Origin of the sequence: Streptomyces sp. AC602_WCS936, assembly GCF_019049125.1 — a bacterium.
GTDB lineage: Bacteria > Actinomycetota > Actinomycetes > Streptomycetales > Streptomycetaceae > Streptomyces.
The window spans coordinates 24,910-41,065 of record NZ_JAGMUF010000061.1; the positions used below are offsets into that span (position 1 = coordinate 24,910).

12 protein-coding genes are annotated in these 16,156 nt (G+C 73.9%); 3 read left to right on the forward strand and 9 right to left on the reverse strand.

Annotated elements, in window-relative coordinates:
• Positions 1-92: 92 nt before the first annotated feature.
• The 8 genes from KUM03_RS21385 to rimP form a co-directional block, all read right to left on the reverse strand.
• Positions 93-4,325 (reverse strand): serine protease, encoded by a 4,233-nt coding sequence (locus KUM03_RS21385; protein ID WP_217250891.1) that lies wholly within the window; start codon positions 4,323-4,325, stop codon positions 93-95.
• Between the two features lie 259 nt (positions 4,326-4,584).
• Positions 4,585-5,490, reverse strand: a complete 906-nt coding sequence (truB, locus tag KUM03_RS21390) for a tRNA pseudouridine(55) synthase TruB (RefSeq protein ID WP_217250892.1) — start codon at positions 5,488-5,490, stop codon at positions 4,585-4,587.
• Complete coding sequence (rbfA, locus tag KUM03_RS21395; RefSeq protein ID WP_217250893.1) at positions 5,487-5,957, reverse strand: 30S ribosome-binding factor RbfA; 471 nt, start codon at positions 5,955-5,957, stop codon at positions 5,487-5,489. The genes truB and rbfA overlap by 4 nt, the downstream gene beginning before the upstream one ends.
• A 55-nt stretch (positions 5,958-6,012) precedes the next feature.
• Entirely contained in the window at positions 6,013-6,306 is a 294-nt protein-coding gene (locus KUM03_RS21400; protein ID WP_217250894.1) for a DUF503 domain-containing protein, read from the reverse strand.
• Positions 6,307-6,458: 152 nt separating this feature from the next.
• Positions 6,459-9,527 carry a translation initiation factor IF-2 gene (gene infB / locus KUM03_RS39055; protein WP_217250895.1) on the reverse strand — a complete coding sequence of 1,023 codons (3,069 nt, stop codon included), beginning with the start codon at positions 9,525-9,527 and terminating at the stop codon, positions 6,459-6,461.
• Positions 9,528-9,688: 161 nt separating this feature from the next.
• The gene (locus KUM03_RS21410; RefSeq protein ID WP_217250896.1) at positions 9,689-9,994 is read right to left on the reverse strand and encodes a YlxR family RNase P modulator; all 306 of its coding nucleotides are present in this window, start codon (positions 9,992-9,994) and stop codon (positions 9,689-9,691) included.
• A gap of 134 nt (positions 9,995-10,128) precedes the next feature.
• The gene (nusA, locus tag KUM03_RS21415; RefSeq protein WP_217250897.1) at positions 10,129-11,139 is read right to left on the reverse strand and encodes a transcription termination factor NusA; all 1,011 of its coding nucleotides are present in this window, start codon (positions 11,137-11,139) and stop codon (positions 10,129-10,131) included.
• A gap of 2 nt (positions 11,140-11,141) precedes the next feature.
• Positions 11,142-11,672 carry a ribosome maturation factor RimP gene (gene rimP, locus KUM03_RS21420; protein ID WP_217250898.1) on the reverse strand — a complete coding sequence of 177 codons (531 nt, stop codon included), beginning with the start codon at positions 11,670-11,672 and terminating at the stop codon, positions 11,142-11,144.
• A gap of 272 nt (positions 11,673-11,944) precedes the next feature.
• On the opposite strand from rimP, the gene KUM03_RS21425 reads away from it, so the two are divergent.
• The 3 genes from KUM03_RS21425 to KUM03_RS21435 are packed head-to-tail and all read left to right on the forward strand — an operon-like array spanning position 11,945 to position 13,895.
• Positions 11,945-12,484 carry a hypothetical protein gene (locus KUM03_RS21425; protein ID WP_217250899.1) on the forward strand — a complete coding sequence of 180 codons (540 nt, stop codon included), beginning with the start codon at positions 11,945-11,947 and terminating at the stop codon, positions 12,482-12,484.
• A complete protein-coding gene (locus KUM03_RS21430) occupies positions 12,481-12,933 on the forward strand; it encodes a ferritin-like domain-containing protein (protein WP_217250900.1) in 453 nt (150 codons plus the stop codon). Before KUM03_RS21425 ends, KUM03_RS21430 begins: the two co-directional genes overlap by 4 nt.
• 56 nt (positions 12,934-12,989) lie before the next feature.
• Complete coding sequence (locus KUM03_RS21435; protein WP_217250901.1) at positions 12,990-13,895, forward strand: aminoglycoside phosphotransferase family protein; 906 nt, start codon at positions 12,990-12,992, stop codon at positions 13,893-13,895.
• A gap of 500 nt (positions 13,896-14,395) precedes the next feature.
• On the opposite strand, the gene KUM03_RS21440 is transcribed toward KUM03_RS21435, so the two are convergent.
• Positions 14,396-16,099, reverse strand: a complete 1,704-nt coding sequence (locus KUM03_RS21440; protein ID WP_217250902.1) for a proline--tRNA ligase — start codon at positions 16,097-16,099, stop codon at positions 14,396-14,398.
• Positions 16,100-16,156 lie beyond the last annotated feature (57 nt).

Genomic DNA, 16,156 nt, shown 5'->3' on the forward strand with positions numbered 1-16,156 from the left:
GCTCTAAGAGTGCCATGCCGCCCGTCTCGCGCCCGCATCGGCATGGGCGCTGTGACCGGGTGCACGCCGGCCGGTCCCGCGGGGCGCCCGCGTCATGCCGGGACCCGTTCACCCGCCAGGCCCTCGATGGTGCGGCGGGCGCTGGGGCCCACCAGGGCGGCCCAGTCCTGGGGTGCGTCGGCCAGCCAGTCGGTCAGGCGGCCGGCGAAGCCCGGCAGGTGGCGGGCCAGGTCGACCAGGCCCTGGTCGAAGCGGGTGGCGCCGTCCGGGGTGCGCACGAGGAGCCGCCCGGTGCGGTGGACCAGGGCGCGCTGGCCGTCGCCGCCGCACCGGGCGGCCGCGTGCAGCAGCGCGTCGAGCACGGCGGGGTCCTGCTCGTGGGCCAGGAGGTGCTCGCGCAGCTCGTGGCGGAGCAAGCCGCGAGCCGAGGTGCCGTCGGCGGCGAGGACTCCGGCGAGTGCGGCCCGCACCGGCTCGGGTCCCGCGTCCAGCAGGCCGGTGACCAGGGGTTGGAGCACGGCGCGGGCCGCCGGGTCGTGGTCGAGGCGCCGGTCGACGTAGGCGGCCACGTGCCCGGCGGTCTCGGGGCGCTCCGCGACGGCCTCCCCGACGAGTACGGCCACCCGGTGGGCCAGCGCGGGCGTGGTGGCGTCGGCGAGCCTGCGCAGCGCCTCCCCGGCGTCGGGTCCGCGCAGCCTGGCCCGGAAGGCGTCGAGGACGGGCTCCGGGTGGGTCGGCAGGGCGGCGGCCACCGCGCTCGGCGGGAGGTACGGGTCTGCCGCCGCGAAACGGCCGAGGGCTCGCGGGAGGTGGCGGTCCCGGCTGCCCGGGTCCATGACGAGCAGGGCGAGGGCGCCGCCGTGCAGCCGTTCGTCGGTGGGACCGGCGAGCAGGAGCAGGGCCGCGTGGCGGAGCAGGGTGCGGTCGGCGCCGGTGCGGGCGTGCGGGGCGGTGCGCAGGCCATGGGTGACGGACTGCGCCCGCCGCTCCGGCCGCTCGTCGCGCGCCCAGCGTTCGACGGCCCGGCAGAGGGCGGAGGGCTCCTCCTCTGACAGTACGGCGAGCAGTTCGTCGGCCCGCCGGTGCGTGCTGTCGGCGAGCGCCTCGGTGAGGGCGTCCAGGCCGCGGTGGCGGTGGGTGTACAGCAGCGCCTGCGCGGCCGTGGCGACGGTGGCGTGCGGGGTCGCGGGCAGCGGCCGTTCGTCGTCGAACCAGCGGACGAGGAGCGGTTGTACGGTCGTGGGGTCGGCGGCGAGCAGCCGGGCGGCCGTGTCGAGGTGGCGGGGGCCGGGTTCGCGCGGGGGGCCGTCGGCGAGGACGAGACGGCGCAGCAGGTCCAGGCGGGTGGCCTCCGGCAGTCGCAGGGCGGTCCAGAATGCCGGTCCGAACTCTCCCTGCCCCGAGGGTTTTTCGCCGCTCCGTTCCGCGATGCCGTCGGCGAGCAGCCGCAGCACGTCCGTGTACGGCGTGGCGTCGGGCACGCGGGTCAGCGCCTCGGTGAGCAGCCGGGCGGCCCACCAGGAGTGCGGGTCGGTGTCGAGGGCGCCCACCAGCTCTTCGAGGGTGAGGGCGAGTTGGGGGATGCCGTGCTGGCGGGCGAGGAGCAGAACGGCTTCGACGACGGGGCCGATGCGGTGGTGCGGTACGGGGAGGGCGTGCGCGTGCTGCGGGACGGCGCCGCGGTGGACGAGGGCGCGCAGGGCCTCGTCCAGGTCGAGGTGGGTGCCGTGGAGCCAGTCGGCGAGTTCCTCGTGGGCGAAGCGGTAGCCGTTGCCGGCGGGGACGAGGAGGCCTTCGGCGAGCACGGCCGTCGCCCAGCCGGTGCCGCCGCCGAGCCGCGCCGGGGCCGGGCCCCACGGGAACACCGCCTCGAACGACTCCCGGTCGAGCTCGCCCTGCCCGGGGCCGAGACTGCGCCGGGCCGCCTCGTGCACCTGCCCGGAGACCTTCGCCGCGAGGCGGCGGCGTACGCCGGTGCCGTGCAGGGCGTTCTCCCGGGCCAGCCGGGTCGCGACGCGCAGGCAGATCAGGTCCAGGTAGGCGGTGAAGACGGCGTCCCGGTCGACGCGGGCGGGGGGCGGCACTCCGGGCAGGGCCCCGTGGACCTCCGCGAGCAGGCGGAGGGTGAGGGGGTGCCGGGCGTCCGGGCCGTCGAGGGCGCCTTCCGGCACGCGGTAGCGTGCGCGCGCGTCACGGGCCTCCTCGTCCGAGAGGTCACCGAGGCGGACGCAGGGCGGCGCTCCCGCACCGGCCGGTGCGAAGTGGGGCGCCTGGGGGGCGGTGCCGGACGGAAGCCCGGCGGGGCCCGATCCGTACGGGAGCCCGGCGGGGCCTGAACGGGGCGAGACCCCGGCAGGCTCCGTACCGGCCGCAACTCCGGCAGGCCCGGAGCCGGACGACAGCCCGGCGGACTCCGAACCGTACGGAAGTCCGGTGGACGCCGGCCCACACGAAAAGCCACTGCCGCCCGACCCAGACGAAAACCCGGCAGACCCCGAACCGGCCGCAACCCCGGCAGGCCCGGAGCCGGACGACAGCCCGGCGGACGCCGCCCCGTACGAAAGCCCGGTGGACGCCGACCCACACGAAAAGCCACTGCCGCCCGACCCAGACGAAAACCCGGCAGACCCCGAACCGGCCGCAACCCCGGCAGGCCCGGAGCCGGACGACAGCCCGGCGGACGCCGCCCCGTACGAAAGCCCGGTGGACGCCGGCCCGTACGAAAGCCCGGTGGACTCCGAACCGTAAGCAAGTCCGGTGGACGCCGACCCGGACGAAAGCCCGGCAGGTTCCGCCCCGGGCGACGACGGCCCCGCCGTCGTCGCCCGCCACGCCGTGCGGTCACTGTCGTCGGCGTCGGCATCGTCGCCGTCCGGCCCGGTGCACGGCCCCGGTGTCACGGTCGGCCAGGAGCAGCCGACGCCGAGCACCGGACCGGCCGACGTGCACCCGCGTTCCCCGTGCAGCAGTTCCCGCGGGTACTCCGCCCCCGCCCGCTCCCAGTACTCCGCCCGGCAGGCCACCACGAGCCGTGCCTCCGTCTCCGTCAGCCATGCCGCCGTGCCCTCGGTCCACTCGGGAAGGCGGTGGGCCAGGACGGGCGGCATTTCCTCGGGGCCGTCGAGGAGGAGCAGGAGGGGGCGTCCGGCGGTGTGGGCGAGGTGGGCCAGGCGCTCCGGGGTGATGTCGCCGAGGCCGGCGGGGCGGGAGCGGTCGGCGGCGGCCACGATGCGGGCGGCCCGGCCCAGCGCCCTGCGTGCCGCGTCCGCCACCGACATGTCGTCGTCGTGCAGGTCGGCGCCGCGCAGCCACAGGGTGGGTGCCGGTTCCGTGCCCCGGGAGCGGCGGGCGGCGAGGGCGGCCAGCTCGGTCGTACGGCCGCTGCCGGGGGCCCCGACGAGTCCGAGGACACGGGCCCGGGCGCGGGGCTCGGTGAAGGCGGCGAACTCCCGGACCACGTCGGCGCGTTCGACCGGCTCCACCCGGTCGGCTCCCCCGGCGGGCGCATCCGTCACGTCTCCCCCTTCAAGCCGACCCGGCGGGCCGTCCTGCCCCACCTGGGTCGCCGTGAGGGCGAGCACCCCGGCCAGGTTGAGATCGGCGCCGTAGGCCGGGACCGTCGCCGCGTTCTCGGCGAGCAGGCCGCCGAGGGGGCCGGGGGCGTGCGGCAGCGGTACGGCGAAGCCGACGTCGCTGTGGCCGGAGCTCAGGGCGGTGCCGAGGACCCCGAGGACCGCTCCGGTGGTGAGGTCGAGGACCGGTCCGCCGGCCGCGCCGCCGCCCAGCCGCAGCGCGTCCCGCCCCGAGGTGCCGACCGCGAGCTCCAGCGCGTCGGCGAGGAGGTGGAAGCGGTCGGTGGCCGCGTAGTGGACGTCGGTGGTGCCCAGCACCCGGGCCTCGCGCCAGCCGCCGGCGGCGATCCGGACGTACGTCCCGGCCTCGGTCCTGCCCCGCGTGCCGACGGGCAGCGGGGGCACGCCGAGGCCCTCGGCGCGTACGAGGGCCAGACCGAGCGCGGGTAGCGGGGTCACGTCGGCGGCGGCCACGACGCGGCGGCGGCCCCCGGCGGCGCTCAGCACGAGCCGGGACAGACCGTCGACGGCCTCGTGGCTCGTGATCACCGTGCCGTGGTGGTCGGCGGCGAACCCGGTGCCGCGGGGGCGCCCGGCCAGATCGTGGACGCGGACCAGGGCGTCGTCGGGCCCATGCCCCGCGGGGTCCGTGTCCTGGGCCTGCGGCCCGGCGTGCGGATCCCGGATGTCGTGCCCCGACCGCCGTCCCACCCTGCCGCTCCCCGCCTCCCGGGACCGGTTACGCGACGCCATCGCCGCACCTCCCCGCCGTACACCCGTGCTGTGTGTTCGACGGTAGGCGCGTGATGATCAGCGGGACAGGGCGCGTGGTCAACGCGCCCCCTTCCACTCCCCCGGTTCACTCCGAGCGCCTGCCCGGACGGGTGAACAGACGGGGCGGGTTGCATACACCCTAGGGGGTGGGGGAACCGAGGGGGGCCGTGGAGCGGCGGCGGTGGAAGTCCCCGTGGTCGCCGCTCCACGGACGGAGCCCGTCGGCGGGCCCGTCCAGCTAGCCGAAGACGGCCAGGCTCTTGGCCTTGCCCTTCTGTTCCTCCACGAGCGCGAGGAAGCGGCCCTCCTGGTCGAAGACGGCGACGGCACCGGCGCCCGCGTACTCGTCGGGCATCTCCAGCCGCACGCCGTTGAGGAGGAGCCGGGCGCGTCTGGTGTCCACCTTCCACTGCGGGAAGGCGGCGCGGGCCGCGTCCGCGACCGGCATGACGGTCAGCTCCTCCTGGAGCTGGTCCAGCGTCTTCGCCGTGTCCAGCTTGTAGGGGCCGACGCGGGTGCGGCGCAGCGCGGTGAGGTGGCCGCCGACGCCGAGGTCGGCGCCGAGGTCCCGGGCCAGGGCCCGGATGTAGGTGCCGGAGGAGCAGACCACCGAGACCACCAGGTCCAGCACCGGGGTGCCGTCCTCGGCGACGGCGTCCCGGACGTCGTACACCGCGAAGGACGAGACGGTGACGGGGCGGGCGGGGATCTCGAAATCCTCGCCCTCGCGCGCCCGCTTGTAGGAGCGCACGCCGTTGATCTTGATGGCGCTGACCTTGGACGGCACCTGCATGATGTCGCCGGTGAGCTTGGCGACGGCCGCGTCGACGGCGTCCCGGGTGACCTTCGAGGCGTCCCGCGACCCCGTGATCTCGCCCTCGGCGTCGTCGGTGAGCGTCGTCTGCCCGAGCCTGATGGTGCCCAGGTACTCCTTCTCGGTGAGGGCCAGGTGCCCGAGGAGCTTCGTCGCGCGCTCCACACCGAGGACCAGGACACCGGTCGCCATCGGGTCGAGCGTGCCGGCGTGCCCGACGCGCCGGGTGCGGGCGATGCCCCGCATCTTGGCGACGACGTCGTGCGAAGTGAAGCCCGACGGCTTGTCGACGATGACAAGGCCGTCGGGCGTGGTGTGCTTCTCGGTCATTTAGCGGTGTCGTCCGTCTCGTCGGCCGCGGGCTCGTCCTCGGACTCGTCCGGCTTGCGGTACGGGTCCGCCTCGCCGGCGTACGCGGCGCCCGCGGACGCCTCGCGCACCTTGGCGTCGGACTGACGTGCCTTGTCGAGGAGGTCCTCGATGTTCCGGGCGGTGTCCGGGAGGGCGTCCATGACGAAGGCCAGGGTCGGCGTGAACTTCACGCCCGCCGCCTTGCCGACCTCGGAGCGCAGGATGCCCTTGGCGCTCTCCAGGCCCGCGGCGGCCGCCGCCCGCTCCTCGTCGTCCCCGTACACCGTGTAGAAGACGGTCGCCTCCCGCAGGTCACCCGTGACCCGGGTGTCCGTGATGGTGACGTGCGAGCCGAGCCGCGGGTCCTTGATCCCGCGCTGCAGCTTCTGGGCCACCACCTCTCGGATGAGGTCCGCCAGCCTTTTCGCCCGCGCGTTGTCGGCCACTGGTCCGTCTCCCGTTCTTTCTTCTCTGTGTTTCGTGGGTCAGTCGTGTTCGCGGTCAGTCGTCTTCGCCGTGGAAGCGCCGCCTGACGGACAGCAGTTCCACCTCGGGCCGGCCGGCCACCAGCCGTTCACACCGGTCGAGTACGTCACCCAGGTGCCCGGCGTCGCCGGACACCATGGCCAGGCCGATGACGGCCCGGCGATGGAGGTTCATGTGATCCACCTCCGCCGCGCTCACCGCGTACTTCCGCTGGAGTTCGGCGACGATCGGGCGGACGACGGAGCGCTTCTCCTTCAGCGAATGTACGTCGCCGAGGAGAAGATCGAAGGACAGCGTCCCCACATACATGTGCAACCGGTTCACCCGCCGGTCCGGGATCGATGGCCCCGCCATCCACGGGCGGGGACATCAGAACCGTACAACGAACGGCCGGGGCCGATCGACGGATATTGCTCTCCGCCGACCGGCCCCGGACCGCACCGTCTTCGAAGTCGGGGGTCTTACACCCGCGGCTTCTCGCGCATCTCGTACGTCGCGATGACGTCGTCGACCTTGATGTCGTTGAAGTTTCCGAGGTTGATACCGCCCTCGAAGCCTTCGCGGATCTCGGTGACGTCGTCCTTGAAGCGACGCAGACCCTCGATGTTGAGGTTCTCCGCGATGACCTTGCCATCGCGCAGGAGGCGCGCCTTGGTGTTGCGCTTGACCTCGCCGGAGCGGATGAGGACACCCGCGATGTTGCCCAGCTTGGACGAGCGGAAGACCTCGCGGATCTCCGCCGTACCGAGCTCGACCTCTTCGTACTCCGGCTTGAGCATGCCCTTGAGGGCCGCCTCGATCTCCTCGATCGCCTGGTAGATGACCGAGTAGTACCGGACGTCCACACCCTCGCGCTCGGCCATCTGCTGTGCCCGCCCGGCGGCGCGCACGTTGAAGCCGATCACGATGGCGTCGGAGCCCATCGCCAGGTCGATGTCGGACTCCGTGACCGCACCGACGCCGCGGTGCAGGACGCGGATGTCGACCTCTTCGCCGACGTCCAGCTGGAGCAGGGAGGATTCCAGCGCCTCGACCGATCCGGACGCGTCGCCCTTGATGATCAGGTTCAGCTGCTGGACCTCGCCGGCCTTCAGCACCTTGTCCAGGTCCTCCAGCGACACGCGGCGCGTGCGCTTGGCGAACGCGGCGTTGCGCTCGCGGGCGGCGCGCTTCTCCGCGATCTGGCGGGCCGTACGGTCCTCGTCGACCACGATGAAGTTGTCACCGGCGCCCGGGACGTTGGTCAGGCCCAGGACCTGGACCGGCGTCGACGGACCGGCCTCGGCGACGTTGTTGCCGTTGTCGTCGAGCATGGCGCGGACGCGGCCGTAGGCGTCGCCCACCACCATCGTGTCGCCGACCCGCAGGGTGCCTCGCTGCACGAGGACCGTCGCCACGGCACCGCGGCCGCGGTCGAGACGGGACTCGATCGAGATGCCCTGCGCGTCCTGGTTCGGGTTGGCCCGCAGGTCGAGCGAGGCGTCCGCGGTGAGGACCACGGCCTCCAGCAGGGAGTCGATGTTCTCCCCCTGCTTGGCGGAGATGTCGACGAACATGGTGTCGCCGCCGTACTCCTCGGCCACCAGGCCGTACTCGGTCAGCTGACCGCGCACCTTGGTCGGGTCGGCACCCTCGACGTCGATCTTGTTGACCGCGACGACGATCGGGACCTCGGCCGCCTTGGCGTGGTTCAGCGCCTCGACCGTCTGCGGCATGACGCCGTCGTTGGCCGCGACGACCAGGATCGCGATGTCGGTCGACTTGGCACCGCGGGCACGCATGGCGGTGAACGCCTCGTGACCCGGGGTGTCGATGAAGGTGATCTTGCGCTCTTCACCGTTGACCTCGGTCGCGACCTGGTAGGCACCGATGTGCTGGGTGATGCCGCCGGCCTCGCCCGCGATGACGTTCGTCTTGCGGATGGCGTCGAGCAGCCGGGTCTTTCCGTGGTCGACGTGACCCATGACGGTCACGGCTGGCGGACGGACGACCAGGTCCTCCTCGGAGCCCTCGTCCTCGCCGAACTCCAGGTCGAAGGACTCGAGCAGCTCGCGGTCCTCCTCCTCCGGGCTGACGATCTGAACCGTGTAGTTCATCTCGTCGGCGAGGAGCTGGAGCGTCTCGTCGGAGACGGACTGGGTCGCGGTGACCATCTCACCGAGGTTCATCATGACCGCGACGAGCGACGCCGGGTTGGCGTTGATCTTCTCCGCGAAGTCGGTGAGCGACGCACCGCGCGACAGGCGAATGGCTTCGCCGTTGCCGCGAGGCAGCATCACGCCGCCGACCGACGGGGCCTGCATGGCCTCGTACTCCTGGCGCCTCTGCCGCTTCGACTTGCGACCGCGACGCGCGGGACCGCCGGGACGGCCGAAGGCGCCCTGCGTGCCACCACGGCCACCGGGACCGCCGGGACGGCCGCCGAAGCCGGGACGGCCACCGCCGCCGCCGAAGCCGCCGCCACCGGGACGACCGGCGAAACCGCCGCCGCCACCGGGACGACCGCCGCCACCGCCACCGGGACGGCCGGCGAAGCCGCCGCCGCCCGGACGACCGCCGCCGCCGGGACGACCGGCACCGCCGGGACCGCGACCGCCGCCACCGGGGCCGGGACGCGGGCCAGCAGCCGGACGCTGCGGCATCATGCCGGGGTTCGGACGCGGACCGCCGGGACGGGGACCGCCCTGGCCGCCGCCCTGCGGACGCGGCATCGAGCCCGGGGACGGGCGGTTGCCGCCCGGAGCCTGGGGACGGGGACCGCCGCCCTGGCCGCCGGGAGCCTGCGGACGCGGGCCGCCGCCGGGAGCACCGGGGCCACCCGGACGCGGGCCGCCCTGCGGACGGGGCGCCTGCGGGCGCGCCATGCCGGCATTGCCGCCGGAGGTGAAGGGGTTGTTGCCCGGACGCGGACCGCCGGGACGGCCGCCGGGGCGCTGGCCCTGGGCGCCGGGACGCTGGCCACCGGGACGGCCCTGGCCGCCCTGCTGACCGCGGTCCTGACCCGGACCGGACGGACGGGCGCCGCCGGGCTTGGGGGCGCCGGGACGCGCGCCACCGGGCTTCGGACCGGCCGGAGCCTGGGACGAAGCGGCCGGGGCGGCAGGGGCGGCCGGCGGAGCGGTGAACTCCGGTGCGGCCGGGGCCGGACGCGGCGCGGGCGCCGGCTTCGGGCCCGGCGTCGGACGCGGGCCCGGCGTCGGGGCGGACGGGGCCTCGGGCTGCTGGGCGGCCGGGGGCTTGGGGGCAGCCGGAGCCGCCGGACCCGGACGGGGCGCAGCCGGGCGGGCCGCCTGCGCCGGGGAAGGCGCCGACGGCCTGGGGGCAGCCTTCTTCGGGGCCGCGGGACGACCGGCGGACCGGCCGTTTCCGCCACCCTGCTGGAAGGCGTCTGTCAGCTTGCGTACTACGGGCGCTTCGATGGTCGAAGACGCCGAACGGACGAATTCACCGAGTTCCTGGAGCTTGGCCATGACGACCTTGCTCTCGACGCCGAACTCCTTGGCGAGTTCGTAGACCCGGACCTTAGCCACTTCGCTCCTCTGAGGTCCGGGTTGCGTCCGGACCGTCGCTAGTTCATGGGCGTACTCATCGCGTACTCATCGAGTGCTCATCGCAATCTCGACCTGCTTTCGACTCGCGAGGTACCAGACCGCACGGGGTTCCGCGCGGCATGTCTTCCTTACCACGTTGCTCACATGCTGCTTTCAGCAGCCGTGCTGCAACCTTGTGCCTGCTCGACGTAGTGGCGCAACGCCTTTACGTCGAGCGGTCCCGGGACGCGGAGCGCCCGCGGGAACGCCTTGCGGCGCACTGCCTGGTCGACACAGACCGGTACAGGGTGCACGTACGCACCCCGGCCGGGCAGCGTACCGCGTGGATCGGGGGCGCATTCGCCCTCGACCGCCACGGTGCGCAGCAGCTCGCTCTTGACCGCTCGCTCCCGGCACCCCACGCAGGTGCGCTCGGGGCATGCTCGGGTACGTGTCCGGCCAGACACTCCTAAGTCTACCTCCCCGGACCGACCTCACCCCTTTGGGGCAAGAATCGAACACGTGCCGCACGCAAGACTGTCGTGATCTCAGCGCCGTGCGGCTTGGATCTATTCCCCCGTACCCGCCGGACGGCCCGGACCTACTCCCCGTGCCCGCCGGACGACTGGTCGGAGGGCTGCTCGGTGTCCGGCCGGATGTCGATCCGCCAGCCGGTCAGCCGGGCCGCGAGGCGGGCGTTCTGGCCCTCCTTGCCGATGGCCAGCGACAGCTGGTAGTCCGGCACGATCACCCGGGCGGAGCGGGCCGCCAGGTCGACGACCTCCACCTTGGAGACGCGGGCCGGGGAGAGCGCGTTCGCCACCATCTCGGCCGGGTCGTCCGACCAGTCGACGATGTCGATCTTCTCACCGTTCAGCTCGCCCATGACGTTGCGCACCCGGCCGCCCATGGGGCCGATGCAGGCACCCTTGGCGTTCAGGCCCGAGCGGGTGGAGCGCACGGCGATCTTGGTGCGGTGGCCGGCCTCGCGGGCGATCGCGGAGATCTCGACCGACCCGTCGGCGATCTCCGGGACCTCCAGGGCGAAGAGCTTCTTCACCAGGTTGGGGTGCGTGCGGGAGAGCGTCACGGAGGGGCCGCGTACGCCCTTGGCCACCCGGACGACGTACGAGCGCAGGCGCGTGCCGTGCGGGTAGGTCTCGCCGGGCACCTGCTCCTGCACCGGCAGGATGGCCTCCAGCTTGCCGATGTCGACCAGCACGTTCTTCGGGTCGCGGCCCTGCTGGACCACGCCGGTGACGATGTCGCCCTCGCGGCCGGCGTACTCACCGAGCGTCGCGTCGTCCTCGGCGTCGCGCAGCCGCTGCAGGATGACCTGCTTGGCGGTGGTGGCGGCGATGCGGCCGAAGTCGGACGGGGTGTCGTCGAACTCGCGGGGCGCCTGGCCCTCCTCGAGGTCGTCGGCGTCCTCCTTCGCCCACACGGTCACGTGTCCGGTGTCACGGCTGAGCTCCACGCGCGCGTGCCGGCGGCTTCCCTCGGTGCGGTGGTAGGCGATGAGGAGGGCCGACTCGATCGCCTCGACCAGCAGGTCGAAGGAGATCTCCTTCTCCCGGACCAAACCCCGCAGGGCGCTCATGTCGATGTCCACGGCTACGCCTCCTCCTCTTTCATGTTGTCGTCGGTGTCGCTGTCGGTGTTCTTGGTGTCCTTGCGGTTGAACTCGACCTGGACGCGTGCCTTGTCGATGTCACCGAAGGGAAGTCTGCGGGTGGTGGCCTTGCGGCCCTTGACTCCGGGGACTTCGAGGTCGAGTCCGTCGTCGTCGACGCCGAGGACGCGGGCGACCAGCTCGCCACCCTCGTGCAGCTGGAACCGCACCAGGCGGTCGGTGGCGCGCACGAAGTGGCGGTGCTCGGTGAGGGAGCGCTCGGCGCCCGGGGTGCCGACCTCCAGGGTGTACTCCGCGTCGCCCATCGCGTCGGTCTCGTCCAGCTTCGCCGAGAGCGCGCGGCTCACATCGGCGATCCGGTCCAGGTCGGCACCGGTGTCGGAGTCGACGACCACACGCAGCACACGCTTGCGGCCGACCGAGTCCACCGCGATCTCCTCGAGGTCCAGTCCCTGGGAGGCGACGAGCGGCTCAAGCAGCTCTCGCAGCCTCTCGCTCTGGGTGGTGCTCATCCGGGTGACTCCTCGGCCGCGTGTGCTGTTGTGGGACGGTGCGCGTGTCTGGTCAAAGGGTATCCGGTCGCGAGGGGTGTTGCCGTCCACCCCGGCTCGGCGGTGCCGATGGGTGGTGCCCGGGCGGGGCCCGGGTACCGTGATCACGGGCGGGCGGCCGCAGCGCGGGGCTCCGTTCAGCGCGGGTTCCGTTCGCGCCGCCCTTCGCTCCGCTGTTGGTTGTCTCCGCCGTCTGTCTCCGCTTCCGTACGAGCCCGTCGAGGACGTCTGTCGTGTCGCTTCCCGCATCGCCGCGCCTGCCCTCGGGGCCGCGCAGAAGGAGCCTGCTCGCGTCGGCCGCCGGGGCCGCCCTGCTCGTCGGCTGTTCCGGCGGCTCGGACCCCGGTGGCCCGGGCGACGATCCGTCCGCCACCGAGCGGGCCCGCGCGCGTGCGGCTCGGGACAGCGAGGCACTGGCCGGGCGGTACGCGGCGGTGATCGCCGCGCATCCCGGGCTGGCGGAGCGGCTGCGGCCGCTGCGGGAGGAAGTCGTACGGCACGCGGAGGCGTTCGGTGCGGTGCGGGCGGCCTCTCCCGAGGCGTCGGCCGAGGCGTCGCCCTCGGTCTCCGCGCGGGCCGCCGGGCCGGAGGACGGTGCCGTGCCCGCGAGCGAGAAGGAGGCCCTGGCCCTGCTCGCCGCCGCCGAGCGCGAACTGACCGACCGGCGGACCGGGGCGCTGGCGGGTGTGCCGGGCGAGCTGGCGCGACTGCTGGCCTCGGTGGCGGCGGCCGGGGCGGCGCACGTGTATCTGCTGACGGAGGGTGACGGGTGAGCAAGGCTGAGGACCGGGAGCTGGACGCCCTCCAGGCGGCGCTGGCGGCGGAGCACGCGGCCGTGTACGGCTACGGGGTCGTCGGTGGGCGGATCGGCGAGGAACGGCGCACCGAGGCACGGACGGCGTACGACGCGCACCGGGCTCGGCGGGACGCGCTGGCGCGCGAGGTGCGCGATCTCGGTGCGAAGCCGGTCGCGGCGGCGGCGGGGTACGCGCTGCCCTTCGAGGTGCCGGACGCGGCGTCGGCGGTGCGGCTGGCGGCCGAGCTGGAGGAGCGGGTGGCCGGCGTCTACTCCGACCTGGTGCGGGCCGCCGGCGGTGACCGGCGGGCGGCGGCGGCCGGGGCTCTGCGGGAGGCGGCGGTCCGTGCGGTGCGGTGGCGGGGCGGGAGCGTAGCCTTCCCTGGGCTCGCCGAGCGGGCCGGTTCGGCGACACCGACTGCGTAACACGTACAGCTGCGCAACACGTACGGCTGCCCGTACGGGAAGGGAACGGCTCGCGCATGGCTTTCGAACCGCCGCGGCGTCTGGTCAGGGCGCTCGGTGAGACGGCACCGGACGGTGACGACTGGTTGGAGAAGCTGCCCGGGGCGGCTGAGCGGGCCGTGGAGTCGCGCGACCTGACCGTGGAGCGGGTGCAGGTGCCCGGCGGGCGCAGCAGCCTGGTCGTCCTGGTGCGGCGGGCCGACGGGACACCGGCCGTGCTGAAGCTGGCCCCGCGCCGGGCGCGCCCGGAGAGTGAGCGGGCCGCGCTCGCCCACTGGGGCGGGTTGGGTGCCGTGCAGCTGCTCGACGAGTCCGCCGGCGGTGGCGAGGGCGTACTGCTGCTGGAGCGGTTGCACCCGGACGTGTCGGTGCGGTCGCTGGCGGAGTCGAAGGCGCTGCTGGAGGCCGCGGGGACGCTGCGCCGGCTGTGGGTGGAGCCGCCCGCCGGTCACCGCTTCGAGACCGTGGCGGAGCGGACCGGGCGGCAGGCCGAGGCCATGCGGGCGCGCGCGGTGACCGACCCGGAGGTGGCGCCGCTGGTCGACGCGGCGCTCGCGGTGCGCGGGGAGTTGCTGGACGGGGCTCCTGAGGAGCGGTTGTTGCACGGCACGTTCCGGCAGAGCAAGGTGCTGGCCGGGGACCGGATGCCGTGGCTGGCCGTGGGGCCCGATCCGGTGGTCGGTGAGAGCGCCTTCGACCTGGCGCGGCTGGTGCGGGACCGGGTGGAGGACCTCGTCGCCCAGCCCTCGGGTGCCTCGACGACCCGGCGCCGCATCAAACGGCTCGCGGAGTCGCTGGAGGTGGACCAGGAGCGGCTGCGGGGGTGGACGCTCTTCCGGGCGGTGGAGTCGGGGGTACGGGCCCGGCGGGTGGGGCGGGAGCGGGACGCGGAGCTGTTGTTGGAGTTCGCCGGCTGGTTGTGACGGTGGCCTCCGGCGGTGGGGCGGGTGGGGTGCCTGCGGCGGCCTGTGCGGGTTCGGTGGGGGTGCGGGCAGCGCGGTGCGTTGTCTGTGGGTCGGGGCCGCGCCGGGGGGTGTCCGTCCTCGGAACGGCGCGGAATCGGTCACTTGAAAAGGTGCGGGGCGTTGACGCGCCAACCGCTGCGGGCGGACACCCCCCGACACGTCCCCTTCTCGCCGTACGCGGCTGACCGTCCGCACGGGGTGCGCGGCGACCGGGGGTGTGCCGCGCCATCGTGCGCGACTGCGGGCGGTGGGCGCTCCGCCGCCGGGCTGCGGGCAGTCGCCTGCCGCCCCAGCTGCCCTAGCTGCGGGCAGTCGTGCCGCTGGGGCGGCACGGGTGGGCGCAGCGGCACCCCGCTACGCCGGGCCGCGCACCCGCCCCCGACGCCCACACCCACGCCGGGTGGGAAGGAGGCACCGGGCCACCTCGCCCACCCGCCGGCGGCCCGCGGCCGGCGCCGTCAGGCGGTGAGGCGGGTGATGGCCTCCTCGACCGTCACCTCTTCGCGCTCGCCCGTGCGGCGGTCCTTCAGTTCGACCACGCCTTCCGCGGAGCGCCGGCCGGCGACCAGGATCTGCGGGACGCCGATGAGTTCGGCGTCGGTGAACTTGACGCCCGGGGAAACGCCCGCGCGGTCGTCCACCAGGACGCGGACGCCGGCGGCGGCCAGCTTGTCGGAGACCTCCAGGGCCAGCTCGGTCTGGAGGGCCTTGCCGGCGGCGACGACGTGGACGTCGGCCGGGGCGACCTCCTTGGACCAGACGAGGCCCTTCTCGTCGGCGTGCTGCTCGGCGAGGGCGGCCACCGCGCGGGAGACGCCGATGCCGTAGGAGCCCATGGTGACGCGGGCCGGCTTGCCGTTCTGGCCGAGGACGTCGAGCTTGAGGGCGTCGGTGTACTTGCGGCCCAGCTGGAAGATGTGGCCGATCTCGATGGCGCGGTCCAGCTTGAGGCCGGTGCCGCACTTGGGGCAGGGGTCGCCCTCGCGGACGACCACGACGTCCACGTACGCGTCGACCTCGAAGTCGCGCCCGGCGACGACGTTCTTGGCGTGCGTGTGCTCCTTGTTGGCGCCCGTGATCCACGCGGTGCCGGGGGCTACGCGCGGGTCGGCGATGTACTTCACCTTGTCGCCCAGGCCCTGCGGGCCGACGTAGCCGCGGACCAGGTCGGGGCGGCCGACGAAGTCCTCGGCGGTGACCAGTTCGACGGCCGCCGGGGCGAAGTGGGCCTCGACCTTGTCCATGTCGACCTCGCGGTCGCCGGGGACGCCCACGGCGACGATCTCGCCGTCCACCTTGACGAGGAGGTTCTTCAGGGTGGCGGAGGCCTCGACGCCGAGGGAGGCGGCCAGGGTCTCGATGGTGGGGGTGTCGGGGGTGGGGATGTCCTCGGCGGCGGGGGTGGCGGTGGCGTCCGTGGGCGTGAGCGCGTAGGTGATCGCCTCCGTGTTGGCGGCGAAGTCGCAGTTCGGGCAGTCCGCGAAGGTGTCCTCGCCGGCCTCGGCGGGGGCCAGGAACTCCTCGGACTTGGAGCCGCCCATCGCGCCGGCGGTGGCCGCGCAGATGCGGTAGTCGAGGCCGAGACGCTCGAAGATGCGCTGGTAGGCGGCGCGGTGCAGGGCGTAGGACTCGGCGAGGCCCTCGTCGGCGACGTCGAAGGAGTAGGAGTCCTTCATCAGGAACTCGCGGCCGCGCAGGATGCCGGCCCGGGGGCGGGCCTCGTCGCGGTACTTGTTCTGGATCTGGTAGAGGATGACCGGCAGGTCCTTGTAGGACGCTGCCTGGTCCTTCACCAGGAGGGTGAAGATCTCCTCGTGGGTGGGGCCGAGGAGGTAGTCGCCGCCCTTGCGGTCCTGGAGACGGAAGAGTTCGGGGCCGTACTCGTCCCAGCGGCCGGTGGCCTCGTAGGGCTCGCGCGGCAGCAGGGCGGGGAGCTGGACCTCCTGGGCGCCGATGGCGTCCATCTCCTCGCGGACGATGCGCTCGATGTTGCCGAGGACCTTCTTGCCGAGCGGCAGCCAGCTCCACAGGCCGGCGGCGGTGCGGCGCACGTAGCCGGCGCGGACCAGCAGCTTGTGGCTGAGGACCTCGGCGTCCGCCGGGTCGTCGCGCAGCGTCTTCGCCATCAACTTCGACATGCGCTGGACCTGTGCGTTGGCCATGGTTCTCGTGTCTCCTGCTGCGTAAGGGTGGTGCTAGGAGGTTAGCCGGGGGGTCCG

Bases quoted from the DNA above. Each gene is read 5' to 3' on its own strand.
- truB (WP_217250892.1), bottom strand. From the start codon at position 5,490: ATGACCGAGAAGCACACCACGCCCGACGGCCTTGTCATCGTCGACAAG.
- KUM03_RS21435 (WP_217250901.1), top strand. From the start codon at position 12,990: ATGGCTTTCGAACCGCCGCGGCGTCTGGTCAGGGCGCTCGGTGAGACG.
- KUM03_RS21440 (WP_217250902.1), bottom strand. From the start codon at position 16,099: ATGGCCAACGCACAGGTCCAGCGCATGTCGAAGTTGATGGCGAAGACG.
- KUM03_RS21385 (WP_217250891.1), bottom strand. From the start codon at position 4,325: ATGGCGTCGCGTAACCGGTCCCGGGAGGCGGGGAGCGGCAGGGTGGGA.
- KUM03_RS21400 (WP_217250894.1), bottom strand. From the start codon at position 6,306: ATGTATGTGGGGACGCTGTCCTTCGATCTTCTCCTCGGCGACGTACAT.
- rimP (WP_217250898.1), bottom strand. From the start codon at position 11,672: ATGAGCACCACCCAGAGCGAGAGGCTGCGAGAGCTGCTTGAGCCGCTC.